32 protein-coding genes, 1 tRNA gene and 1 pseudogene are annotated in these 20,829 nt (G+C 61.9%); 27 read left to right on the forward strand and 7 right to left on the reverse strand.

What is annotated here, in order from left to right; genetic code table 11:
• The 4 genes and pseudogenes from C2862_RS09630 to C2862_RS09645 all read left to right on the forward strand — a co-directional run.
• Positions 1-209: pseudogene (locus C2862_RS09630) on the forward strand (elongation factor Tu); the annotation flags it as partial.
• Positions 210-390: 181 nt separating this feature from the next.
• Positions 391-705 carry a 30S ribosomal protein S10 gene (gene rpsJ / locus C2862_RS09635; RefSeq protein ID WP_136219921.1) on the forward strand — a complete coding sequence of 105 codons (315 nt, stop codon included), beginning with the start codon at positions 391-393 and terminating at the stop codon, positions 703-705.
• Between the two features lie 176 nt (positions 706-881).
• On the forward strand, positions 882-1,808 hold the full coding sequence (locus C2862_RS09640) for a hypothetical protein (RefSeq protein ID WP_136219922.1): 927 nt from the start codon (positions 882-884) through the stop codon (positions 1,806-1,808).
• A 110-nt stretch (positions 1,809-1,918) separates the two neighbouring features.
• Positions 1,919-2,605, forward strand: a complete 687-nt coding sequence (locus tag C2862_RS09645; RefSeq protein ID WP_136219923.1) for a hypothetical protein — start codon at positions 1,919-1,921, stop codon at positions 2,603-2,605.
• 55 nt (positions 2,606-2,660) lie between these two features.
• On the opposite strand, the gene C2862_RS09650 is transcribed toward C2862_RS09645, so the two are convergent.
• The 7 genes from C2862_RS09650 to C2862_RS09680 form a co-directional block, all read right to left on the reverse strand.
• Complete coding sequence (locus C2862_RS09650; RefSeq protein ID WP_229467361.1) at positions 2,661-3,893, reverse strand: TerD family protein; 1,233 nt, start codon at positions 3,891-3,893, stop codon at positions 2,661-2,663.
• Positions 3,890-4,798 (reverse strand): HpcH/HpaI aldolase/citrate lyase family protein, encoded by a 909-nt coding sequence (locus C2862_RS09655; protein WP_136219924.1) that lies wholly within the window; start codon positions 4,796-4,798, stop codon positions 3,890-3,892. The genes C2862_RS09650 and C2862_RS09655 overlap by 4 nt, the downstream gene beginning before the upstream one ends.
• Positions 4,791-5,867, reverse strand: a complete 1,077-nt coding sequence (locus C2862_RS09660; RefSeq protein ID WP_136219925.1) for a cysteine protease StiP domain-containing protein — start codon at positions 5,865-5,867, stop codon at positions 4,791-4,793. The genes C2862_RS09655 and C2862_RS09660 overlap by 8 nt, the downstream gene beginning before the upstream one ends.
• On the reverse strand, positions 5,864-6,619 hold the full coding sequence (locus tag C2862_RS09665; protein ID WP_307723538.1) for a hypothetical protein: 756 nt from the start codon (positions 6,617-6,619) through the stop codon (positions 5,864-5,866). Before C2862_RS09665 ends, C2862_RS09660 begins: the two co-directional genes overlap by 4 nt.
• Positions 6,594-7,775 (reverse strand): phosphoribosyltransferase domain-containing protein, encoded by a 1,182-nt coding sequence (locus C2862_RS09670; protein WP_136219926.1) that lies wholly within the window; start codon positions 7,773-7,775, stop codon positions 6,594-6,596. The genes C2862_RS09665 and C2862_RS09670 overlap by 26 nt, the downstream gene beginning before the upstream one ends.
• The gene (locus C2862_RS09675; RefSeq protein WP_136219927.1) at positions 7,772-8,791 is read right to left on the reverse strand and encodes an ATP-grasp domain-containing protein; all 1,020 of its coding nucleotides are present in this window, start codon (positions 8,789-8,791) and stop codon (positions 7,772-7,774) included. The genes C2862_RS09670 and C2862_RS09675 overlap by 4 nt, the downstream gene beginning before the upstream one ends.
• A 70-nt stretch (positions 8,792-8,861) precedes the next feature.
• Positions 8,862-9,437, reverse strand: a complete 576-nt coding sequence (locus C2862_RS09680; RefSeq protein WP_136219928.1) for a TerD family protein — start codon at positions 9,435-9,437, stop codon at positions 8,862-8,864.
• Between the two features lie 354 nt (positions 9,438-9,791).
• Here C2862_RS09680 and C2862_RS09685 point away from each other — a divergent pair.
• The 23 genes from C2862_RS09685 to infA all read left to right on the forward strand — a co-directional run bounded on the left by C2862_RS09685 (position 9,792) and on the right by infA (position 20,799).
• Positions 9,792-9,868, forward strand: a tRNA-Val gene (locus C2862_RS09685).
• A gap of 269 nt (positions 9,869-10,137) precedes the next feature.
• A complete protein-coding gene (gene rplC, locus C2862_RS09690) occupies positions 10,138-10,794 on the forward strand; it encodes a 50S ribosomal protein L3 (RefSeq protein WP_136219929.1) in 657 nt (218 codons plus the stop codon).
• Between the two features lie 2 nt (positions 10,795-10,796).
• On the forward strand, positions 10,797-11,417 hold the full coding sequence (rplD, locus tag C2862_RS09695) for a 50S ribosomal protein L4 (RefSeq protein WP_136219930.1): 621 nt from the start codon (positions 10,797-10,799) through the stop codon (positions 11,415-11,417).
• The gene (gene rplW / locus C2862_RS09700) at positions 11,414-11,731 is read left to right on the forward strand and encodes a 50S ribosomal protein L23 (RefSeq protein ID WP_136219931.1); all 318 of its coding nucleotides are present in this window, start codon (positions 11,414-11,416) and stop codon (positions 11,729-11,731) included. The genes rplD and rplW overlap by 4 nt, the downstream gene beginning before the upstream one ends.
• Positions 11,731-12,558 carry a 50S ribosomal protein L2 gene (gene rplB, locus C2862_RS09705; RefSeq protein ID WP_136219932.1) on the forward strand — a complete coding sequence of 276 codons (828 nt, stop codon included), beginning with the start codon at positions 11,731-11,733 and terminating at the stop codon, positions 12,556-12,558. Before rplW ends, rplB begins: the two co-directional genes overlap by 1 nt.
• Positions 12,559-12,568: 10 nt before the next feature.
• Positions 12,569-12,844 (forward strand): 30S ribosomal protein S19, encoded by a 276-nt coding sequence (gene rpsS / locus C2862_RS09710; RefSeq protein WP_136219933.1) that lies wholly within the window; start codon positions 12,569-12,571, stop codon positions 12,842-12,844.
• Positions 12,841-13,173 carry a 50S ribosomal protein L22 gene (rplV, locus tag C2862_RS09715; protein ID WP_210735950.1) on the forward strand — a complete coding sequence of 111 codons (333 nt, stop codon included), beginning with the start codon at positions 12,841-12,843 and terminating at the stop codon, positions 13,171-13,173. Before rpsS ends, rplV begins: the two co-directional genes overlap by 4 nt.
• Before the next feature lie 10 nt (positions 13,174-13,183).
• Entirely contained in the window at positions 13,184-14,011 is an 828-nt protein-coding gene (gene rpsC, locus C2862_RS09720; protein WP_136219935.1) for a 30S ribosomal protein S3, read from the forward strand.
• A gap of 2 nt (positions 14,012-14,013) precedes the next feature.
• Positions 14,014-14,433, forward strand: coding sequence for a 50S ribosomal protein L16 (gene rplP, locus C2862_RS09725; RefSeq protein ID WP_005663456.1), 420 nt, complete (start codon positions 14,014-14,016; stop codon positions 14,431-14,433).
• Positions 14,434-14,445: 12 nt separating this feature from the next.
• Complete coding sequence (rpmC, locus tag C2862_RS09730; protein WP_056337591.1) at positions 14,446-14,637, forward strand: 50S ribosomal protein L29; 192 nt, start codon at positions 14,446-14,448, stop codon at positions 14,635-14,637.
• Entirely contained in the window at positions 14,634-14,906 is a 273-nt protein-coding gene (gene rpsQ, locus C2862_RS09735; RefSeq protein WP_020655684.1) for a 30S ribosomal protein S17, read from the forward strand. Before rpmC ends, rpsQ begins: the two co-directional genes overlap by 4 nt.
• Before the next feature lie 234 nt (positions 14,907-15,140).
• Positions 15,141-15,509: a 50S ribosomal protein L14 gene (gene rplN / locus C2862_RS09740; RefSeq protein WP_005663451.1), complete on the forward strand. Its 369-nt coding sequence runs from the start codon at positions 15,141-15,143 to the stop codon at positions 15,507-15,509.
• Between the two features lie 9 nt (positions 15,510-15,518).
• Positions 15,519-15,833, forward strand: a complete 315-nt coding sequence (gene rplX, locus C2862_RS09745) for a 50S ribosomal protein L24 (protein WP_136219936.1) — start codon at positions 15,519-15,521, stop codon at positions 15,831-15,833.
• 3 nt (positions 15,834-15,836) lie between these two features.
• The gene (rplE, locus tag C2862_RS09750; RefSeq protein WP_136219937.1) at positions 15,837-16,376 is read left to right on the forward strand and encodes a 50S ribosomal protein L5; all 540 of its coding nucleotides are present in this window, start codon (positions 15,837-15,839) and stop codon (positions 16,374-16,376) included.
• 4 nt (positions 16,377-16,380) lie between these two features.
• Positions 16,381-16,686, forward strand: coding sequence for a 30S ribosomal protein S14 (rpsN, locus tag C2862_RS09755; protein ID WP_036240351.1), 306 nt, complete (start codon positions 16,381-16,383; stop codon positions 16,684-16,686).
• Between the two features lie 14 nt (positions 16,687-16,700).
• Positions 16,701-17,096, forward strand: a complete 396-nt coding sequence (gene rpsH / locus C2862_RS09760) for a 30S ribosomal protein S8 (protein ID WP_136219938.1) — start codon at positions 16,701-16,703, stop codon at positions 17,094-17,096.
• A 10-nt stretch (positions 17,097-17,106) separates the two neighbouring features.
• Positions 17,107-17,640: a 50S ribosomal protein L6 gene (gene rplF / locus C2862_RS09765; RefSeq protein ID WP_136219939.1), complete on the forward strand. Its 534-nt coding sequence runs from the start codon at positions 17,107-17,109 to the stop codon at positions 17,638-17,640.
• Positions 17,641-17,652: 12 nt separating this feature from the next.
• A complete protein-coding gene (gene rplR, locus C2862_RS09770; RefSeq protein ID WP_136219940.1) occupies positions 17,653-18,015 on the forward strand; it encodes a 50S ribosomal protein L18 in 363 nt (120 codons plus the stop codon).
• Positions 18,016-18,027: 12 nt separating this feature from the next.
• Positions 18,028-18,546 carry a 30S ribosomal protein S5 gene (gene rpsE, locus C2862_RS09775; RefSeq protein ID WP_136219941.1) on the forward strand — a complete coding sequence of 173 codons (519 nt, stop codon included), beginning with the start codon at positions 18,028-18,030 and terminating at the stop codon, positions 18,544-18,546.
• A 10-nt stretch (positions 18,547-18,556) separates the two neighbouring features.
• Positions 18,557-18,736: a 50S ribosomal protein L30 gene (gene rpmD, locus C2862_RS09780; protein ID WP_056337609.1), complete on the forward strand. Its 180-nt coding sequence runs from the start codon at positions 18,557-18,559 to the stop codon at positions 18,734-18,736.
• 29 nt (positions 18,737-18,765) lie between these two features.
• The gene (gene rplO / locus C2862_RS09785) at positions 18,766-19,197 is read left to right on the forward strand and encodes a 50S ribosomal protein L15 (protein WP_136219943.1); all 432 of its coding nucleotides are present in this window, start codon (positions 18,766-18,768) and stop codon (positions 19,195-19,197) included.
• A 28-nt stretch (positions 19,198-19,225) separates the two neighbouring features.
• Positions 19,226-20,560, forward strand: coding sequence for a preprotein translocase subunit SecY (gene secY, locus C2862_RS09790; protein ID WP_136219944.1), 1,335 nt, complete (start codon positions 19,226-19,228; stop codon positions 20,558-20,560).
• Positions 20,561-20,580: 20 nt separating this feature from the next.
• Positions 20,581-20,799, forward strand: a complete 219-nt coding sequence (gene infA, locus C2862_RS09795) for a translation initiation factor IF-1 (RefSeq protein ID WP_005663428.1) — start codon at positions 20,581-20,583, stop codon at positions 20,797-20,799.
• Positions 20,800-20,829 lie beyond the last annotated feature (30 nt).

The raw sequence follows: 20,829 nt of genomic DNA on the forward strand, positions 1-20,829 counted from the left end.
ACTACCGTCCGCAGTTCTACTTCCGTACCACCGACGTGACCGGCTCGATCGAGCTGCCAGCGGACAAGGAAATGGTCATGCCAGGCGATAACGTGTCGATCACCGTCAAGCTGATCAACCCGATCGCAATGGAAGAAGGCCTGCGCTTCGCAATCCGCGAAGGCGGCCGTACCGTCGGCGCTGGCGTGGTTGCCAAGATCATCGCCTAATAGCGTTTGATCGCCGGCGGTTCGTTCCGCCGGCACAACAAGAGGGGGCAGAATTTCCATTCTGCCCCCTCTGTTTAACGAGGAACGATGCTATACTCTCGCTCCTTTGCTGTACCGAAGTACCTGACAAATCATTGCCGGCCCTTCTGAAAGCCGGTTCGTTCTTTTCCAAGGAAATAGCATGTCCGCAAATCAAAAAATCCGTATCCGCCTGAAAGCGTTCGACTACAAGCTGATCGACCAGTCCGCACTGGAAATCGTCGACACCGCCAAGCGCACCGGCGCCGTGGTCAAGGGCCCAGTCCCACTGCCGACCCGCATCCAGCGTTTCGACGTGCTGCGTTCCCCACACGTGAACAAGACCTCGCGCGACCAGTTCGAAATCCGTACGCACCAGCGTCTGATGGACATCGTGGACCCGACCGACAAGACCGTTGACGCACTGATGAAGCTGGACCTGCCAGCTGGCGTCGACGTCGAAATCAAGCTGCAGTAATTTTTTGGCGAACGCGGAGCGATCCGCGAGCCGAAAGCAATCGGGGCCGGGAAGGGCCGCCAACTGGCGGACTTTCCCGGCCCCGATGCCGTTTACGATCCGGTAGCGTCAATATTGCTCGTTGTTAATTATGGTAGGATGGAATATCATTTTTGACAACACGTCAGGAGGCTGGCATGAAGAGCGTACGGGAGGCTGCGAGTCACTATGCAAGACAGCTCAACGAGGCCACCTGGACAAGTGTCCTGGGCTACGCCTACCTTCTGTTCTTCGGCATCGGCACCTTGCGGCTGCTGATGCCCGCTCAGTTGAGCGAACCGCTCCGCCTGCTCGGGCTCGCCATACCGCCGCTGCTGCTCATCGCAAAGGATTTGGCCCAGTTTCCCGACGTCGTCGTCCGTCTGCGGCGGCTGCGTGCGGAAGGCGCACGCTGGCCGCGTTTCATGGCAGCATGCCTGCCCCCCGCACTGCTCGGCATGGCCCGCCTCGACCGCGCGCTCTGGTCCGGCTTTTTCCGCTGGCTGCGCCGCCAGCCGAATCCGGCGCGCCCGGCCGGCAATGCGCTGACCTATCACCAGCGCGGCGCCTATTCGACCGCCGTCGCCTTCGGCCTGTTTTCTACCCTGATCGAACTGCCTCTCAGCGCCGCGATTCTTCCCTTGCTGATTCGCGATCCAGACGCCGTCGGCACCATCCACCTTGTCATGGCCGCCGCCAGCATCTACACCCTCGTATGGCTGCTGGGCGACCGCTGGATGGTGCGCGACGACTACCACGTGCTGACCGACACCCACCTCGATTTGCACATCGGTGCGCGCGCCAGCGCCCGCATTCCGCTAGATGCGATCGCCGACGCCCAGCCGCTGTCGCAATCCCTGGTCCAGTGGAGAAGGGCGAATCCCTGCCGCCCGGCCGACATGGTCAGCATTACGCCGTTCGACAAGCCGAATCTCGTGCTGCGCCTGCGGCCCGGTGTCGACTGCGCGATCACGCATCACGGCGTGGCGAGAGAAGAAGTACGCTACGTATTCCTGTATCTCGACCGGCCGCAGCAGCTGACGAGCGCGCTTGCAGGTGCGAGCCTTGGGAGCCGCGGCGCGTAAGCGCGATAGTTCAACACGCCGCACTCGACGCACTATACTGAAAGAGCAAGCGGCTACCGGGTGATTGGATATCGATGCCGACAGCCAAACCAGGCCACCGGGAGAACATCATGGGGCAGACCTTGAAGGCGGTCTTCGATGGCCGCGGCGCTGCGCAGCATGCGCTTTACAAATTGCTTGCCGCGGGATTCAGCCGTGCCGACGCGGCGCTTTCCCTTGCCGCCGACCCGCTTTCCGGTACTCGCCACGTACTCACGCTGACGGCCGAGTCGCCAGACGACGCGGACCGGGCTGCAAGGCTGGTCGGATGCCTGATTCCCGTCGATGGCACGCTCACGGCCGAGCACTACGGCACCGAGATGCACAACAGCGAAAAGTACCGCAACCGCTCGTGGGACGAGGTGGATCGCGAACTCAGGCGCGGTTGGGAACAGCGCTATCACGGTGGCGCGCGCTGGGACGAGTCGCAAGCCGCCATTCGCCGCGGCTGGACCGGCGCGGCTCCCGAGATCGACGAGGACCCTTACTACCGCACGCATTGGAATGCGTGCTACCCGCAGCCGGCGCGCCGCGCCGGATACCGCGGGCCGGGCACCGAGGGAGCCGTCAGCAAATCCCGGGACAGTTTCCAGCAGCACCTGCGCCGCTGGACGGCGGCCGCGGCGGGCCGCAAGGCCAGCTGGGCATCCCGCCACGAGCAGGAACTGCCGCCCTGGGCGAGATTCAAGGATGCCGTGCTGCACGGCTGGGGCCGGATCGACCTGGGCGACGGTGACACGCCAGGCCAGCGTGGCTGACGTCTCGGTCTTTGCCGCAGGCCTGGCGACCTCGATGCACAGCGGCGCCTAGTCCTTACTGCCGGTCGTCCAGCGTAGCCCGAAATTGAAGCGCCGGTCCATCAGCTCGTGCGCGCTGGTGCGGCCCTGCTGCTCGAAGTACTCCGTCATCTTGGTCACTTGTAGTTGACCGCCCTGGTTCTCGATCATCGCGATCGCGCACATCATCTGGTTGCCGCCGCCATCGAGGCACCTCGATCGGCGCCTGGTTCGGCACGGCGATGGTGACCACGCCATCGGTTGCCGACCAGTTCGGGACGCCCTCGTAAATAAAACTGAAGATGATCGCGCGCCGGATCTGGGCGAACTGGTCGCCGTTGATCCAGAGGTTTTCGCCATTGCTCGAGGCGCCCGTGCGGTCGTCGGCGTCGAGCTTCATGAAGGGCGCATGGTCGTAGTCGCCCCACGCATTGCCGAGCGCTTGCACCAGGCCCTTGCGGCCGTCGCTCAGTTCGAACATGCAGCCGAGGTCGAGATCGATGCCGCCCGAGCGCCGGCGTCCGCCCGCCGCGCCACCCATTACTTCGCTCAGGCGGCCGAGCAGGCCGGACTTTTGTTGCGGGACCGGGGCTGGCGCCGCGCCCATGCCCGAGCGGTTCCAGTTCAGGTTGACGTGGATGCGGCCGAAACCGGCGGCGCCGCGCTTGTCGAGAGAGACCTTGTCGCCGCGCTTTTCCAGCGTCACCTTCGACAGCGAGACTTTCGGCGCGGCCTGCGCGGCCGGGGCAGGCGAGGGCGCCGGCGCCGCCTCGGTCCCGCCGAAGTGTTTCAAGAGAGCCGACAGGCCACCATTAAAACCCTGGCCGACGGCGCCGAAGCGCCACTGGCCGTCGCGGCGATAGAGTTCGGCCACGATCACGGCCTTCTCGTCGCCGAAGTCCGATCCTGACCAGGGGAAGCGCAGCGCGTTCCCGAGCGTCAGGCTGCTCGCGCCCAGCGCACGCATGGTCTGGGCGCCGTCGATGGCTGCCACGAAGACGAGTTTCGCGATCGATGCCGGCAGGGCGTCGAGGTTCACGCTGAAGCGCGCCGGGTTGCCGAGGGTGAGGCGCACCGCCTCGCCCGGGCTGGCCAGCTGGTTGTAGAAGACCATGTAGCGGTCGTCCGAGAGTTTATCGGCGCCGTCCAGCCCGAAGCAGGAAACGTCGACGGCAAAGCCGGGCGCGTTGACGTCGAGTTCGACATTGAAAGCGCTGCCAACGCCGAGGTCGGCGAGCTTGCCCTTCTGGCCGCGTGCAAAAACGTTCATGGTCCTTCCCTTTCGATATTCAATGCGGCGGCCCCATGGGCACCAAATAAGTGTGATTGCGCGACCATGCGCTCGGCCCAGGCGCGGTGGGTGGCGACTTCGCACATCGAGTCGTGCATCTTGAAGACGGCCGGGCTGTTCTCGTCGAGGATGGCGCGCGCCGCGGCCAGGTCTTGCGGTTTCACTTTGTAGTGCTCTTCGATCGGCCCGATCTGGCTCGGGTGGATCGCGGTCTTGCCGACCATGCCGTAGGCGATGTCTTCGCTCACTTCCTGCGCCAGCAGCTCAGGCAAATCGAGGTGCTCGAACACCGGGGCGGTGAGCATGAAGCCGTGCGGACGGAAGATCGTCACCAGGCGCGCGATCACGGGGCCGAGCGGCGTGCGGTAGATGGTCATGCCGCGCGGACGGCGCAAGCCCAGCAGGGCGAGTAAATCGTTGCCGCCGATGCGCAGCGCCAGGATGCGGCTACGCACGCCGGGCGACTGCAGCAGGTCGCGGAAGGCTTCCATCTTCTGCTCGCTGAACACCTCGCTTGTCTCCAGCGTCGGCATCAACATGTGATCGGTATCGCGCACCAGGCGGTAATAGGACTCGAAATTCTGGCGCGTCGCCTTCGGGATCACGAAGCCGGTCAGTTTATCGGCGCCCGGCATCGCCAGCACCCGCGTCAGGACCTCGGCGTTGCGCACGCGGACGAAGCGCTCCGCCTGCACGCCGCCGCGCATGTTTTGCAGCACGACCGACAGGTTGAACAGCGCCCAGCTGAGATCGCGGTCGGCGACCGAGTCCTCGGTACAGAAGATCAGCGAGCGCGCCTGCGGCAGCTTCTCGCCGTTCGCGATCTGCAGCAGGTCCTTGTGATTGGCCGGCACGTACAGCGACGCGCCCATCGATTTATGCATCCGACGCACTCCTGATCAGGGAAACAGCTTGATAGGGCAAGGCCGGATCGATCGCGACCGGCACCTTCTTTTCTTCCGCCAGCAGGCGCAGGTGCGCGACCGCCGGATCCAGCGCATCGCGCAGCAGCAGCAGGCGCGGCATCCGGCGCAGCAGCACGCGCGTGGCTTCGCCGATGCCGGGTTTTATCAGATTGACGTCATTGATGCCGTAGCGGTGCCGCGCGGTCGCCAGAAAAGCGCGCGAGCGCCTGGCGGCGGCGCGCGCATCCACGGGCTCTCCGGTTTCAATGTGCGCGGGAGCCAGGGCGTCGAGCATGTCGACGAAGCTGCGCGAACGGTCCTCGCTCGCAAAATCCTCGTACAGCACGCAGCCGTGAAAATCCTCCGGTCCGATCGCTTCGTTGAGCACCGAACGGCTGACCAGGCCCGACACTGTCGCGTTCAGGATGCTCGACGGGATCAGGTAATCCTCGCAGGAGGCGGCGACGGCGGCGGCACCGGCCAGGTCGGACAGCACGTGCAGGCCCGGATCGATCTCGACGCCGTGGGACGCATTGAAGCGGGCGATCGAATCGGCCAGCTCACGCGCGATCACGCCCTTGCCGGTCCAGCCGTCGACAAACACGATCGAAGACGGCGCGTGGCCCTGCGCCAGGATATGGCGCAGCGCATTGGCATCGATACCGCGGTCGCGTACGATCGAGACGGAATAATGCGTCGCTTCGCGGCCGCAGACGCGCTCCAGCAGGCGTTTCAGCACGACGCCGACCGGCGTGCCGCCGCGCGCCAGCGAGACCAGCGTGACCGGCCCCGCGCGGCGCGCCGCGATCAGCTGCGCCAGGCGCAGGCAGTCGCGCGCCATGCGCTCTCCGTTCAGGCGGCAGGCCTGCTCGAATAGAGCGAGATAGCGCGCCGAGGGCAGGCGCTCGGGCGAAAGCATCTCGCTGTAGTGGCGCCGGCCCGACTGGATCAGCGCCTCTTTCTCCTGCACCTCGACGAAATCGGCCAGCGGCAGCCGCTTGAGCAGGAAGTGGACATCGCTGTCCAGATAGCTGCCGGCGAAGGTCACAGCGCCTCCAGCGCCAGCCTGGCCAGCTGCGTACGGCGCGGGACGATGGCGTAGTCGCAATCGGCCATGAAGCGCGCGTCCGAGCGGCTGTCTCCCATGCCGAAGGTGACGATCTCACCGTGTTCGCGGCGCAGGCGTTCGGTGACCCAGGCAACCGCATCCGCTTTGTCCAGACTGCGCGGCAGTACGGCAAGGTTGTTGCCGTTGCGGTGCACGCAGTAGTCGCGGCCCTCGCCGGCGATCCAGGGCAACACCACCTCGCGCTCGACGCGCTCCAGGTTCAGCGCGACCTTGTCCGGATCCTTTACAACGACGAAGAAAGGCGTGCCGCCATCCTCCACCAGGCGCGGGCGCCCACCGTAGCCGGTACGCGCGCACCAGTTCTCGATGCGCGCCCCCAGCGCCTGCAGGCCGGGCAGGGCGGCCGTCATGAAGCCGTGCATGCGGCCCTGCCAGTCGCGCTCGATGCTGCCGTCGGGTTTCAATATGATGCCGCCGAAGTCGAGTATCGCGTAACTGGTAAAACCGATGTCGACGCGGCGGTAGGCATCGAGACTGCGCGCCGTCGTCGGGATCACGGTCATGCCCGCGCTCATGAAATCAAACACTGCGCGCTGGGCCGGCGTGGTGAACGAACAGATGCTGCCGTCGCTGTAGTAGGCGGCAGGCTCCAGGGCATCGCGCACGGCGCATTTCTCGAGCGTCTGGAACAGGGTGTCGTCCAGGTCAGCGAACAGGAACTTCTTCAACATCGTCCTCGGTGTGATAGTGGAACAGGCGCGCATCGAGCGTGCGGGCAAAGCCGAGCAGGGCCTCGTTCGGCGGCGTTTCGTGGCAAATCAACACGTGCTGATACTGGCCGGGCGCCACGTTGTAGACGAAATTCGGGATGCCCTCGCCGTAGTTGTCCGGCAGGCCCAGCGCATGCCGGACCGCGCCCCAGGTCAAAATGGGCGAGCGCGTGGTCGATTGCACGACGACGTCGAGGCCCAGGCCTTCGAGTGCGGCGCCCAGCAGCGTCGAGGGATGCATGAATTCGCCGGTGCCGAGCACCAGCACCTTGTCGTTCGCCTTGATGCCGGCCGCCAGTTCGCGCGCCAGCCCTTCCGGCGTGCGCAGCGCACGGGCCAGGCCCAGACGGCCGAACGCCGTGCTGGCGCCGCGTTCGGCCGTTTCTTCGTAACGCTGGGCCGGGGCCGCGTCAAACGGGCAGTCGGCGGGCGTGAACCGGTAGGCGCCTTCGACCAGGGCGCCCATCGTCGCCGGCACGGTAAAACGTTCGCTCAAGGCCGCGGTCGCAGCCGCACCCATGAAGTTGGCGAGTACGGCGAGATGCACGCGTTCGAGCTGCGGATTCAGGCGGCGGCAGGCCTGGGTCAGGTTCAGGAAGGTGTTGCCGGTGCTGGCCTCGTCGTCGACCAGCACGATGGTACGGGCGCTTTTCAATAGCGCCTGCTCGTGCGCGCCGGCCGGCATGTGCAGGAACTGGCGCGGCGCGTGGCTATGCGCTTCCTCGAATTCGATGATCGGCCCCGTGCCGACGCGGTAGCGCGTCGTCTGCAGGAACAGGGCTTCCTGTCCCGGGTGGGCGCGCAGCCAGGCTTCGAACACGCCCTGGCCCAGGCCGACGGCGGTTTCCGCCATTGCGATGAAGAGGACCGGGCCGGGCGCAGCGGGCACGGTAGCGGCCAGGCGTTCGTGGATCGCCAGCATGCGCGCGGGACGCACCGGCCAGTGCTTGCCCAGCACTTTACTCACGAACAGGAAGCCGCGTTTCGCATTGGCGCGCGCGGCAAAGCCGAGCAGCGCGTCGAGTTCGTGCGCGCCTTCGTGCAGTTCGACTTCCAGCAGGCCGGTCGGCAGCTGCTGCGTCAAACGCAGGGGGATGGTTTCGCTGCGCGCGTTCATGTCAGCTCCACGGCGCGAGACAATTCGGCGACGCGGATGCCGTCGCGCACGGCAGGAATCTCCAGGCTTTCATAACCGTCGGCGAAGCCGCGCAGGGCAATGTACGGCAGGTTAGGCCCGGCCACGCAGGCCATGCCGATCCCGCCCGACATGCGCGGATTGATCTCCAGGAGGCGTGGTTTGCCGGCGGCTTCGCGGAACTGGACATTGAACATGCCGTTCAGGCCGTGGGTGGCGCACAGCTGGGCGGTCGCTTCGAGGATGTCGGCGCGCTGGTCGATGCGCTGGCCGGCGCCGGCCTGGTTTGACTTGCGGCGCACCACGGCGGTGACCAGGCGGCCGTTGTCACCGACGCAGTCGACGCTGTATTCGCGCCCTTCGAGGTATTCCATCAGCAGCATGCTGCGGAAGGTCTCCAGCCTGGCCAGGCCGGCGCGGAAGTCGGCCAGGGAAACGTGGTATTCGGCGCCCGCCATCAGCAGCTCGGCGCTATTTCTCTCCTCGTCGAGGACGGCGAAACCGAGGCCGTAGATCGAGTGCGCGGGTTTGACACAGAGTTTCGCGTGGCGCCGGCGCAGGAAGTCGTAGGCGGCTTCGAAACCGGCGGCGTCCTCGAAGTGACGGAACTCGGCCACTGGCGCGACCGGCAGCGCCGTCTCCGCATAGAAGCGGGCCTTGTCGTGGATGAGTTGCAGGTGGGGTTCGGAGGCCGCGCTCAGCACCCGCGTGCCCGCCGCTTCGAAACGGGCCTGGGCGCCGGCGATGGCGGTCGCTTCGCGGCCCGGCACGAAGATGTCGATCCGGTGCTCGCGGCAGAAGCCGGCGCACCAGTCGATGTAGTCGGCGGTGGCGAGGCCGGTCGGTTCGGTATGAAAAGCGTGCGCCAGGCGGGCGGCGGGCGTACGCGGGTTCGGATTGCTGTGGATGATCGTGAATCGCTCATCCACGTCCGCCTGGCGGATCAGATCGATCGCCGTGTGGACGGTGGAGAAGCCACGGTTGAACCAGACGCGCATGGGTGTCTTCTGTTACAAGGGAAGAGGGCAGTCCCGCCCTGCGGCGGGACCGGGGTCTGGCAGGAACGGCTTAGACGTTCACGCCGAACGAGCGGGCGAGGGGGCCGAGGCCGCCGTTATAGCCCTGGCCGACGGCGCGGAACTTCCAGTCGCCGCCGGCGCGATACAGTTCGCCGAAGATCATCGCCGTCTCCGTCGAGCTGTCCTCGGACAGGTCGTAGCGCGCGATTTCGGCGTTGCCGTTGGCGTTCATGCAGCGAATGAAGGCTTTGCCGACCATGCCGAAGTTCTGGCGGCGGTTGTCCGCTTCGTGGATGGTGACGCAGAAGGAGATCTTGTCGACATCGGCGGGCACTTTGGTCAGGTCGACGGTGACGGTTTCGTCGTCGCCTTCGCCCTGGCCGGTGGTGTTGTCGCCGTTGTGGACGACCGAGCCGTCGGAGGACTTCAGGTTGTTATAGAAGATGAAGTCGGTGTCGCTGCGGACCTTGGCGTCGGATTTCAGCAGGAAAGCCGAGCCGTCGAGGTCGAAGGCGGCGCCGTCGGTCGAGCGCGGGTCCCAGCCCAGGCCGATGACGACCTTGGTGAGATTCGGTGCTTCCTTGCTGAGGTTGACGTTGCCGCCTTTTTGCAGACTGATTGCCATTACAGCTCCTTTCGTGATTGAAACGGGTCGTGTGGCGCGGCTGTCCGGCCGCCGCGAATGCGCACTGTGAATATAACGCTAATTGACGGATATTACACATGCGGGCTTATGGAAGACTTAGGCGGGCGGTGGCGACATGCATGCATCCGCGCGGGCATGCCCGCCCTACGGTGCACCGCAGCCAGTGGCAGTTGCGTAACGTACGGGGCCGTTGAGGCCAATGGCCTCAACGGCGGATTCACTGGGCATGCCCGCGCGAAACGCCGTGTCGTGTTGGCCCGGCCGGCGAGAGCCGCACCAAAATAAACTCAGCTATTGCAAACCGCTCCAACCCTTGGCATAATGCGGCTCCCCGGGCGGTTAGTTCAGTTGGTTAGAATACTTGGTCGACATCCAAGGGGTCGCAGGTTCGAATCCTGCACCGCCCACCAAATTCCAAATGTCGCAGAGCCTCGATGCTCTGCAGAGAAAAGGCGCTTCAAGTGCCTTTTCTGTGCTGGCAAGCCTTGCCAGATTCCTTCTTCTCCAGACTACTCGCGATAAACGCGCAACAGGGGCGACATACCCCCGATTCTCTTGTTGCGTCAAGCCTTTTTGCGCGCTATACTAGCCGGCTTCGGTATGGGTTCGTTGTTCAGGACCTGTACGTTTTTAGTAGTTCAACTACCCCCGCCCAATCGTAGGTGGGAATGGAGAAAAAATGAGCTTGGGCCTTCTCGGTCGCAAGGTTGGCATGATGCGCATCTTCACGGATGACGGGGACTCGATCCCAGTCACCGTGCTGGACGTGTCGAACAACCGTGTCGCACAAATCAAAACTCCTGAAACTGACGGCTACGCTGCAGTCCAGGTCGCATTCGGTCAACGTCGCGCTTCCCGCGTGACCAAGGCTGTTGCGGGTCACCACGCAAAAGCAGGCGTCGAAGCTGGCACCATGCTGCGCGAATTCCGCGTTGACGCTGCCAAGGCAGCCGAACTGAAAACTGGCGACGCAGTCAATGTCTCGCTGTTCGAAGTGGGCCAGAAAATCGACGTGCAAGGCACCTCGATCGGTAAGGGCTACGCCGGTACCATCAAGCGTTACAACTTCTCGTCGGGTCGTCAGACCCACGGTAACTCGCGTTCGCACAACGTTCCTGGCTCCATCGGTATGGCGCAGGATCCGGGCCGCGTGTTCCCAGGCAAGCGCATGACCGGTCACATGGGCGACGTTACCGTCACCACCCAGAACCTGGAAATCGCGCGTATCGACGCCGAGCGTCAACTGCTGCTGGTGAAAGGTGCCGTTCCAGGCGCCAAGAACGGTCAAGTGATCGTCAAGCCGGCTGTCAAAGTCAAAGCCAAGAAAGGAGCTTAAATATGGAACTTCAGCTCCTGAATGAGCAAGGTCAAGCCGGCGCCGCTGTTGCTGCTGCCGATACCGTGTTCGGCCGCGAATACAACGAAGCCCTGATTCACCAGGTCGTGGTCGCCTACGCTGCCAACGCACGTAGCGGCAACCGCAAGCAGAAAGACCGTGAAGAAGTCAGCCACACCACCAAGAAGCCATGGCGCCAAAAAGGCACCGGCCGCGCTCGTGCTGGTATGTCGTCGTCGCCTCTGTGGCGCGGCGGTGGCCGTATCTTCCCGAACTCGCCTGACGAGAACTTCACCCACAAGGTCAACAAGAAGATGTTCCGCGCAGGTATCTGCTCGATCTTCTCGCAGCTGGCCCGCGAAGGCCGTCTGAGCGTTGTGGAAAACCTGTCGATCGAAGCCCCAAAGACCAAGCTGCTGTCGCAAAAGCTGCAGGGCATGGGCCTGGAATCGGTCCTGGTGATCACCGACACCATCGAAGAAAACCTGCTGCTGGCATCGCGCAACCTGCCGAACGTGCTGGTCGTCGAGCCGAAAGCAGCTGACCCGATGTCGCTGGTGTTCTACAAGAAAGTCCTGGTCACCAAAGCTGCACTGGCCAAGATCGAGGAGATGTACGCATGAGCACCGCAATCAAATTTAGCGAAGAGCGCCTGATGAAGGTGCTGATGGCTCCGGTCATTTCCGAGAAAGCTACCTTCGTCGCGGAAAAGAACGAGCAGATCGTGTTCAAGGTTCTGCCTGACGCGACCAAGCCGGAAATCAAGGCTGCCGTCGAACTGCTGTTCAAAGTCGAAGTGGAATCGGTGCAGACCGTGAACCGCGAAGGCAAAGTCAAGCGTTCGGGCCGTTTCACCGGTCGCCGCAACCACACCAAGCGCGCTTTCGTGTGCCTGAAGCCAGGCCAGGAAATCAATTTTGTCGAGGAGGCTAAATAATGGCACTCGTTAAGATGAAGCCAACCTCCCCAGGCCGCCGCGGCATGGTGAAAGTTGTGACCGAGGGCCTGTACAAGGGTCGTCCGTTCGCAGCACTGGTTGAGAAGAAATCGAAGACTGCTGGCCGTAACAACAACGGTCACATCACCACCCGTCACATCGGCGGTGGCCACAAGCACCACTACCGTCTGGTCGACTTCAAGCGCCAGAAGGACGGCATCCCTGCCAAGGTCGAGCGTATCGAATACGACCCGAACCGTACCGCGCACATCGCACTGCTGTGCTACGCGGACGGCGAGCGTCAGTACATCATCGCCACCAAGGGCATGGCTGTGGGCGACACCGTCATGAACGGCTCGGAAGCGCCGATCAAGGCCGGTAACTGCCTGCCGATCCGCAACATCCCGGTCGGTACCGTGATGAACTGCGTCGAAATGCTGCCAGGTAAGGGCGCCCAGATGGCCCGTACCGCCGGCGCCGCCGTGGTCCTGATGGCCCGCGAAGGCACCTATGCCCAGGTTCGCCTGCGCTCGGGTGAAGTCCGTCGCGTGCACATCGAGTGCCGTGCAACCGTGGGTGAAGTCGGCAACGCCGAGCACAGCCTGCGCAAGATTGGTAAAGCCGGTGCAATGCGCTGGCGCGGTGTCCGTCCTACCGTCCGCGGTGTGGTCATGAACCCGATCGACCACCCGCACGGTGGTGGTGAAGGTCGTACGGCTGCCGGTCGCCATCCAGTGTCGCCATGGGGCCAGCAGACGAAGGGCAAGAAGACGCGTTCGAACAAGCGCACTTCTTCGATGATCGTTTCGCGCCGCGGCAAGAAATAAGGGATAACACATGACTCGTTCATTGAAAAAAGGGCCGTTCGTTGACGCCCACCTGGTGAAAAAAGTCGAAGCCGCGCAAGCGACCAAAGACAAGAAGCCAGTCAAAACCTGGTCGCGCCGCTCGACGATCACGCCAGACTTCATCGGCCTGACGATCGCTGTCCACAACGGCAAGCTGCACGTGCCGGTGTACGTCTCCGAGAACATGGTCGGCCACAAGCTCGGCGAATTCGCGCTGACCCGTACGTTCAAGGGCCACGCCGCTGACAAGAAGGCGAAAAAATAATGGAAACTAAAGCTATCCTCAAAGGCGTGCGCCTGTCGGAACAAAAAGGCCGCCTGGTGGCCGACATGATCCGTGGCAAGAAAGTTGACGCAGCACTCAACATTCTGCAGTTCAGCCCAAAGAAGGGCGCCACCATCATCAAGAAGGTTCTCGAGTCGGCTATCGCCAACGCGGAACACAATGACGGCGCCGACATCGACGAGCTGAAAGTCGTTCAGATCTACGTCGAAAAGGGCCCGATCCTGAAGCGCTTCACTGCTCGTGCAAAAGGCCGCGGCGATCGCATTTCTAAACAATCCTGTCACGTCTACGTGACTGTCGGTAACTAAGGAGCAAACGATGGGTCAGAAAATCCACCCAACCGGCTTCCGCCTGGCGGTCACCCGTAACTGGGCGTCGCGCTGGTACGCTGGCAACGGCAACTTCGCCGACATGCTGAAGGAAGACCTGGAAGCACGCGCTTTCCTGAAGAAGAAGCTGAAGAACGCTTCGGTCGGTCGCATCGTCATCGAGCGTCCAGCCAAGAACGCGCGCTTCACCATCTACTCGTCGCGTCCTGGCGTCGTGATCGGCAAGAAGGGCGAAGACATCGAAGTGCTGAAGTCGTCGCTGACGAAGATCATGGGCGTGCCTGTGCACGTCAATATCGAAGAGATCCGCAAGCCGGAAATCGATTCGCAGCTGATCGCCGATTCGATCTCGCAGCAGCTCGAAAAGCGCATCATGTTCCGCCGCGCGATGAAGCGCGCCATGCAGAACGCCATGCGTCTGGGTGCCGTCGGCATCAAGATCATGTCGTCGGGCCGTCTGAACGGCATCGAGATCGCACGTACCGAATGGTACCGCGAAGGCCGTGTGCCTCTGCACACCCTGCGCGCCGATATCGACTACGGCACCAGCGAAGCATCGACCACGTACGGCATCATCGGCGTCAAGGTCTGGGTCTACAAGGGCGACCGTTCGGTCACCGGCGAAGCCCCGGTCATCGACACCCCGCCGGACGAGAAGAAGCCACGCGGCCCACGTCGTGACGATGGCAAGCCATCGCGCGGCCCACGTCCAGCTGGCGGCGCCCGCCCAGCTGCAGCGCCTACCGTGCGTGCTCGCCCAGCCGTCAAGCTGGCGACCCCGGCCGCTGCTGCACCAGCTGAGAAAGCAGGAGAATAAGCATGCTGCAACCATCGCGCAGGAAGTATCGTAAAGAGCAGAAAGGCCGTAACACCGGCATTTCGCACACCCGCGGCACCGCGGTCTCGTTCGGTGAATTCGGTCTGAAGGCAGTTGCCCGCGGCCGTATCACCGCCCGCCAGATCGAAGCGGCACGTCGCGCCATGACCCGTCACATCAAGCGTGGCGGCCGTATCTGGATCCGTATCTTCCCGGACAAGCCGATTTCGAACAAGCCGGCCGAAGTCCGTATGGGTAACGGTAAGGGTAACCCGGAGTACTACGTCGCTGAAATCCAGCCAGGCAAAGTCCTGTACGAGATGGACGGCGTCGCAGAAGAACTGGCGCGCGAAGCATTCCGCCTGGCCGCTGCCAAACTGCCACTGGCTACCACCTTCGTGGTGCGCCAGGTCGGCCAATAACAGGAGTTGAATATGAAAGCATCGGAACTCCGCGGCAAGGACCAGGAAGCGCTGCAAAAGGAGCTGAGTGAGCTGCTGAAGGCCCAGTTTGGCCTGCGCATGCAAATCGCTACCCAGCAGCTGGGCAACACCGCGCAGCTCAAGAAAGTACGTCGCGACATCGCGCGTGTGAAGACTGTGATGAACTCGAAGGAAGCCAAATGAACGACACCACTAAAACGGCGCTGAAGCGTACGCTGGTCGGCAAGGTCGTGTCCGACAAAATGGACAAGACGGTAACCGTCCTGATCGAGCGTCACGTGAAGCACCCGCTGTACGGCAAGATCATCGTGCGCTCGAACAAGTATCACGCGCACGACGAGACCAACCAGGCCAAGACCGGTGACACGGTCGAGATCGCGGAAGGTCGTCCGATCTCGAAGACGAAAGCTTGGACTGTGACCCGTGTTGTGCAGGTTGCACAGGTTCTGTAAGCACTAGCAAAATTTGTCTTGCGTGGCCCGCTGGTATCTGGGATACTAGCGGGCTTCGTTCATGTGTTGCCGCAGTTTGTCCCCCTCGGTAACTGCGGCCTGTACGAAGTTAATTGGAAAGTCCAATCACCCAATCGTGTGCTCCAGCAGGGGCGCTCCGGCGGGACCAAGACTGACCGCAGGCCTACGGTTCTCCGTGGGGTTTCTTCGGCTTAAGTTGGGAAAGAAAATACTATGATTCAAACTGAAAGCCGGCTCGAAGTAGCCGACAACACCGGTGCAAAAGAAGTTTTGTGCATCAAGGTGTTGGGCGGCTCCAAGCGCCGTTATGCGAGCATTGGCGACATCATCAAGGTAACCGTCAAGGTTGCTGCGCCACGTGGCCGTGTCAAAAAAGGTGAAATTTATAACGCTGTGGTTGTGCGTACCGCCAAAGGTGTGCGCCGCCAAGACGGCTCCCTGGTGAAGTTCGACGGCAACGCCGCCGTTCTGCTCAATGCCAAGCTGGAACCGATCGGCACCCGTATCTTCGGACCAGTGACCCGCGAACTGCGCACTGAAAAGTTCATGAAGATCGTGTCCCTGGCACCTGAAGTACTGTAAGGAGTCGTAATGGATAAGATTCGTAAAAACGACGAAGTCATCGTTTTGGCCGGTAAAGACAAGGGCAAGCGTGGCGTGGTTTCGCGTCGCGTCGACGCCGAGCACGTGATCGTCGATGGCGTGAACGTTGCCAAGAAGGCCGTCAAGCCGAACCCGATGACCGGCGTCCAAGGTGGTATCGTCGACAAGGCGATGCCGATTCACGTCTCCAACGTCGCGCTGTTCAACGCCGCGACCGGCAAGGCTGACCGCGTAGGCTTCAAAGACCAGGACGGCAAGAAAGTCCGCGTCTACAAGTCTTCCGGCGAAGAAGTGAAGGTGTAAGAAATGGCCCGTCTCCAACAATTCTACAAAGACAAAGTCGTCGCTGACCTGACCGAAAAATTCGGCTACAAGTCGGTGATGGAAGTGCCACGCCTGACCAAGATCACCCTGAACATGGGTGTTGGTGAAGCCGTCGCTGACAAGAAAGTGCTCGAGCACGCAGTCGGCGACCTGACCAAGATCGCCGGCCAGAAGCCAGTGACCACCAAGTCGCGCAAGGCAATCGCAGGTTTCAAGATCCGCGAAGGCTACCCGATCGGTACGATGGTGACCCTGCGTGGCGCCCGCATGTACGAGTTCCTGGACCGCTTCATCACCGTGGCCCTGCCGCGCGTGCGTGACTTCCGCGGTGTGAACGGCAAATCGTTCGACGGTCGTGGCAACTACAACATCGGTGTCAAGGAACAGATCATCTTCCCTGAAATCGACTACGACAAGATCGACGCGCTGCGTGGCATGAACATCTCGATCACCACCACCGCTAAGACCGACGAAGAAGCCAAAGCGCTGCTCGCCGCCTTCAAATTCCCGTTCAGGAACTAAGAGCATGGCAAAACTTGCACTGATTAACCGCGAACAGAAGCGTGCAGACCTGGTGGAGAAATTCGCCGCAAAGCGTGCAGCTCTGAAAGCAATCATCGACGACCAGTCGAAGACCGAAGAAGAGCGTTACGAAGCGCGCCTGAAGCTGCAGGCACTGCCACGTAACTCGGCGCCGACCCGCCAGCGTAACCGCTGCGCCATGACCGGCCGCCCACGTGGCACGTTCCGCAAATTCGGCCTCGCCCGTACCAAACTCCGCGAATTCGCCATGAAAGGCGAAATCCCGGGTATGACTAAAGCCAGCTGGTAATAGGAGAATAAGCAATGAGTATGAGCGATCCTATCGCCGATATGCTGACCCGCATTCGCAACGCGCAAGGCGTGCAGAAGACTAACGTCGCTATGCCGTCGTCGAAGCTGAAGGTTGCAATTGCCAACGTCCTGAAGGACGAGGGTTACATTGAAGATTTCGCCGTGTCCACCGAAGGTGGCAAGTCGGAACTGAAAATCGGTTTGAAGTATTACACCGGCCGTCCGGTTATCGAGCGCCTCGAGCGCGTTTCCCGTCCTGGCCTGCGCATCTACAAGGGCAAGGATGAAATCCCGTCGGTCATGAACGGCCTGGGCGTGGCAATCGTCTCGACCCCACAGGGCGTGATGACTGATCGCAAAGCACGCGCTACCGGTGTCGGTGGCGAAGTGATTTGCTACGTGGCTTAAGGAGTAGACGATGTCTCGAGTAGCTAAGATGCCAATCGCTGTCCCAGCTGGCGCCGAAGTGGCGATCACTGCAGCAGCGATCACGGTCAAAGGCCCACTGGGCACCCTGACCCAGCCGCTGAACGGCCTGGTCAAGGTAGAAAACAACAATGGCACGCTGACCTTCGACGTGGTGGACGATTCGCGTGAATCGAACGCCATGTCGGGTACCCTGCGTGCTCTGGTCAACAACATGGTGACCGGCGTGACCAAGGGCTTCGAGAAGAAGCTGAACCTGGTCGGCGTGGGCTACAAGGCAGCAGTGCAGGGCAACGCCCTGAACCTGTCGCTGGGCTTCTCGCACCCGGTGCTGCACGCGATGCCGGAAGGCGTCACGGCTGCAACCCCGACCCCGACCGAGATCCTGATCAAGGGTATCGATCGTCAAAAGGTCGGCCAGGTTGCCGCTGAAGTGCGCGCTTACCGCTCCCCTGAGCCTTACAAGGGCAAGGGCGTCCGTTATTCGGACGAGGTGGTGAAGCTTAAAGAAACCAAGAAGAAATAATCGGAGCTGACGATGGACAAGAAAGAATCGCGTCTGCGTCGCGGACGCCAAACCCGCATCAAGATCGCGCAGCAAGGCGTGAACCGCCTGTCGGTTCACCGCACCAACCTGCACATCTATGCGAACCTGATCAGCCCGGATGCGAAGGTCCTGGTTTCGGCTTCGACGCTGGAAGCAGACGTGCGCGCCGAACTGGCCGGTCAAAGCGGCAAGGGCGGCAACGCCGCCGCTGCTGCCCTGGTTGGCAAGCGCGTCGCAGAGAAAGCACTGAAAGCAGGGATCACCGAAGTCGCATTCGACCGTTCGGGTTTCCGTTACCACGGCCGTGTGAAGGCGCTGGCAGAAGCCGCGCGTGAAGCCGGTCTGAAGTTCTAAGGAAGAATCGTCATGGCAAAAATGCAAGCGAAAATGGCAAGCGACAAGCCGGATGATGGCATGCGCGAAAAAATGATCGCGATCAACCGCGTGACCAAAGTGGTCAAGGGTGGTCGTATCATGGGTTTTGCAGCGCTGACCGTTGTCGGTGACGGCGATGGCCGCATCGGCATGGGTAAAGGCAAGTCGAAGGAAGTTCCTGTCGGCGTGCAAAAGGCAATGGAAGAAGCCCGCCGCAACCTGATCAAGGTGCCCCTCAAGAACGGTACCCTGCACCACACCGTCACCGGTCGTCACGGCGCCTCGCGCGTCATGATGTCGCCAGCCAAGCCTGGTACCGGCGTCATCGCTGGTGGCGCAATGCGCGCTATCTTCGAAGTGATGGGCGTGACCGACGTGGTCGCCAAGTCGACCGGTTCGTCGAACCCGTACAACCTGGTGCGTGCAACCCTCGACGGTCTGTCGAAGATGAGCACCGCCGCCGACATCGCCGCCAAGCGTGGCAAGTCGGTCGAAGACATCCTGGGCTAAGGTGAAGACAATGGCAAACACCATCAAAGTACAACTGGTCAAGGGCCTGATCGGCACCCGTCAAGACCACCGCGCTACCGTGCGTGGTCTGGGTCTGCGCCGCGTCAACTCGGTTTCCGAGCTGCAGGACACCCCGTCGGTGCGTGGCATGATCAACAAAGTCTCGTACCTCGTTAAAGTAGTCGGGTAAGCCTTCGGGCTTACCTAACGGAGAAAACAATGGAATTGAATACCATTCAACCAGCTGACGGCGCCAAGCACGCGAAGCGTCGCGTCGGCCGCGGTATCGGCTCGGGCCTGGGCAAGACCGCCGGTCGCGGTCACAAGGGTCAGAAATCGCGTTCGGGCGGCTTCCACAAGGTCGGCTTCGAAGGCGGTCAGATGCCTCTGCAGCGTCGTCTGCCGAAGCGCGGCTTCAAGTCGCTGAACGCTACGTTCAAGGCTGAAGTGCGTCTGTCGGACCTGAACAACCTGGCCGTCGGCGACGTCGACATCCTGGTGCTCAAGCAAGCAGGCATCCTGCCGGTGGTGGCACGCGACGTGCGCGTCATCCTGTCGGGCGAGATCACCAAGGCGGTGAACCTCAAGGGCCTGAAGGCGACCGCGGGCGCGAAAGCGGCCATCGAAGCAGCTGGCGGTTCGGTCGCTTAATTGCGATCCTGCCTGATCGGAGCAAAAATTGGCGACTAATTCACAACTTGGTAAAAGCGCCGCCGCCGGCTTCCCCTGGGGTCGGCTGTGGTTTTTGCTTGGCGCATTGGTCGTGTACCGCATCGGTGCTCACATCCCGGTTCCCGGGATTGACCCGGTAGCGCTGGCGTCGCTGTTCAAGCAGAACGAAGGCGGCATCCTGGGCATGTTCAACATGTTCTCGGGTGGTGCCTTGTCCCGCTTTACCGTGTTCGCACTCGGGATCATGCCCTACATTTCGGCTTCGATCATCATGCAGCTGGGGTCGATCGTTTCGCCGCAGCTCGAAGCGCTGAAGAAGGAAGGCGAAGCAGGGCGCCGCAAGATCACCCAGTACACCCGTTACTTCACGGTGGCACTGGCTCTGTTCCAGGCGTTCGGCATCGCCGTCGCGCTCGAAGCCCAGCAGGGCCTCGTGATCGACCCGGGCATGGGCTTCCGCTTCGTCACGGTCGTGACCCTCTTGACCGGCACCATGTTCCTCATGTGGCTGGGCGAGCAGATCACCGAACGTGGCCTCGGCAACGGCATCTCGATCATTATTTTCGCCGGTATCGCAGCCGGTCTGCCGTCGGCACTGGGTGGCCTGTTCACCCTGGTTTCGAACGGTTCGATCAGCAGCATCGCCGCGATCTTCATCGTCATCCTGGTGGTGGCGGTTACGTATGCAGTCGTGTTCGTTGAACGCGGGCAGCGCAAGATCCTCGTGAATTACGCCAAGCGCCAGGTCGGCAACAAGGTGTACGGTGGCCAAACCAGCCACCTGCCCCTGAAGCTGAACATGGCCGGCGTGATTCCACCGATCTTCGCGTCCTCGATCATCCTGTTCCCGGCGACGATCGTCGACTGGTACACGCGAGGCAAGGACTCCAGCGGCCCGGTCATCGGGTTCCTGAAGGACCTCGCTGCTTCGCTCGGTACCGGTGAGCCGATCCACGCGTTGCTGTATGCGGTGGCGATCATCTTCTTCTGCTTCTTCTATACCGCGCTGGTGTTCAACAGCAAGGAAACGGCGGACAACTTGAAGAAGAGCGGTGCGTTTGTTCCTGGCATCCGTCCAGGTGACCAGACGGCCCGTTACATCGACAAGATCCTGATGCGCCTGACCCTCGCCGGTGCGGTTTACATCACCCTCGTGTGCCTGGTGCCGGAGGCCCTGCAGTCGTTCTGGAAAGTTCCTTTCTATTTCGGCGGCACGTCGCTCCTGATCATCGTGGTGGTGACGATGGACTTCATGGCACAAGTGCAGAACTACGTCATGTCGCAGCAATATGAATCGCTGCTGCGCAAGGCGAACTTCAAGGGCGGAATTCCGACGCGATAAGCGGGGAGTGAAGAGACCGAATGGCAAAAGACGACGTCATCCAAATGCAAGGCGAGATTCTCGAGAATCTCCCAAATGCGACATTTCGCGTAAAGCTGGAAAACGGGCATGTGGTCCTGGGTCATATCTCGGGTAAAATGCGGATGAACTATATCCGCATTCTCCCGGGAGACAAGGTAACGGTGGAACTCACGCCGTACGACTTGTCCCGGGCGCGCATCGTATTCCGCACCAAGTAAAAAATATTCAGTAATCTCACCAGGAGTACA

Origin of the sequence: Massilia sp. Mn16-1_5 (assembly GCF_004798585.1) — a bacterium.
In the GTDB taxonomy this organism is placed as follows: Bacteria; Pseudomonadota; Gammaproteobacteria; order Burkholderiales; family Burkholderiaceae_D; genus Telluria.

Bases quoted from the DNA above. Each gene is read 5' to 3' on its own strand.
- rpmD (WP_056337609.1), top strand. From the start codon at position 18,557: ATGGCAAACACCATCAAAGTACAACTGGTCAAGGGCCTGATCGGCACC.
- rplE (WP_136219937.1), top strand. From the start codon at position 15,837: ATGGCCCGTCTCCAACAATTCTACAAAGACAAAGTCGTCGCTGACCTG.
- rplC (WP_136219929.1), top strand. From the start codon at position 10,138: ATGAGCTTGGGCCTTCTCGGTCGCAAGGTTGGCATGATGCGCATCTTC.
- rplN (WP_005663451.1), top strand. From the start codon at position 15,141: ATGATTCAAACTGAAAGCCGGCTCGAAGTAGCCGACAACACCGGTGCA.
- C2862_RS09650 (WP_229467361.1), bottom strand. From the start codon at position 3,893: ATGAACGTTTTTGCACGCGGCCAGAAGGGCAAGCTCGCCGACCTCGGC.
- rplD (WP_136219930.1), top strand. From the start codon at position 10,797: ATGGAACTTCAGCTCCTGAATGAGCAAGGTCAAGCCGGCGCCGCTGTT.
- rplW (WP_136219931.1), top strand. From the start codon at position 11,414: ATGAGCACCGCAATCAAATTTAGCGAAGAGCGCCTGATGAAGGTGCTG.
- rpsE (WP_136219941.1), top strand. From the start codon at position 18,028: ATGGCAAAAATGCAAGCGAAAATGGCAAGCGACAAGCCGGATGATGGC.
- rplP (WP_005663456.1), top strand. From the start codon at position 14,014: ATGCTGCAACCATCGCGCAGGAAGTATCGTAAAGAGCAGAAAGGCCGT.
- C2862_RS09645 (WP_136219923.1), top strand. From the start codon at position 1,919: ATGGGGCAGACCTTGAAGGCGGTCTTCGATGGCCGCGGCGCTGCGCAG.
- rplR (WP_136219940.1), top strand. From the start codon at position 17,653: ATGGACAAGAAAGAATCGCGTCTGCGTCGCGGACGCCAAACCCGCATC.
- C2862_RS09670 (WP_136219926.1), bottom strand. From the start codon at position 7,775: ATGAACGCGCGCAGCGAAACCATCCCCCTGCGTTTGACGCAGCAGCTG.
- rpsQ (WP_020655684.1), top strand. From the start codon at position 14,634: ATGAACGACACCACTAAAACGGCGCTGAAGCGTACGCTGGTCGGCAAG.
- rplX (WP_136219936.1), top strand. From the start codon at position 15,519: ATGGATAAGATTCGTAAAAACGACGAAGTCATCGTTTTGGCCGGTAAA.
- rpsN (WP_036240351.1), top strand. From the start codon at position 16,381: ATGGCAAAACTTGCACTGATTAACCGCGAACAGAAGCGTGCAGACCTG.
- rplO (WP_136219943.1), top strand. From the start codon at position 18,766: ATGGAATTGAATACCATTCAACCAGCTGACGGCGCCAAGCACGCGAAG.
- rplF (WP_136219939.1), top strand. From the start codon at position 17,107: ATGTCTCGAGTAGCTAAGATGCCAATCGCTGTCCCAGCTGGCGCCGAA.
- C2862_RS09640 (WP_136219922.1), top strand. From the start codon at position 882: ATGAAGAGCGTACGGGAGGCTGCGAGTCACTATGCAAGACAGCTCAAC.
- rpsH (WP_136219938.1), top strand. From the start codon at position 16,701: ATGAGTATGAGCGATCCTATCGCCGATATGCTGACCCGCATTCGCAAC.
- infA (WP_005663428.1), top strand. From the start codon at position 20,581: ATGGCAAAAGACGACGTCATCCAAATGCAAGGCGAGATTCTCGAGAAT.
- rplB (WP_136219932.1), top strand. From the start codon at position 11,731: ATGGCACTCGTTAAGATGAAGCCAACCTCCCCAGGCCGCCGCGGCATG.
- rpsS (WP_136219933.1), top strand. From the start codon at position 12,569: ATGACTCGTTCATTGAAAAAAGGGCCGTTCGTTGACGCCCACCTGGTG.
- C2862_RS09655 (WP_136219924.1), bottom strand. From the start codon at position 4,798: ATGCATAAATCGATGGGCGCGTCGCTGTACGTGCCGGCCAATCACAAG.
- rpsJ (WP_136219921.1), top strand. From the start codon at position 391: ATGTCCGCAAATCAAAAAATCCGTATCCGCCTGAAAGCGTTCGACTAC.
- C2862_RS09680 (WP_136219928.1), bottom strand. From the start codon at position 9,437: ATGGCAATCAGTCTGCAAAAAGGCGGCAACGTCAACCTCAGCAAGGAA.
- rpsC (WP_136219935.1), top strand. From the start codon at position 13,184: ATGGGTCAGAAAATCCACCCAACCGGCTTCCGCCTGGCGGTCACCCGT.
- C2862_RS09675 (WP_136219927.1), bottom strand. From the start codon at position 8,791: ATGCGCGTCTGGTTCAACCGTGGCTTCTCCACCGTCCACACGGCGATC.
- rpmC (WP_056337591.1), top strand. From the start codon at position 14,446: ATGAAAGCATCGGAACTCCGCGGCAAGGACCAGGAAGCGCTGCAAAAG.
- C2862_RS09665 (WP_307723538.1), bottom strand. From the start codon at position 6,619: ATGTTGAAGAAGTTCCTGTTCGCTGACCTGGACGACACCCTGTTCCAG.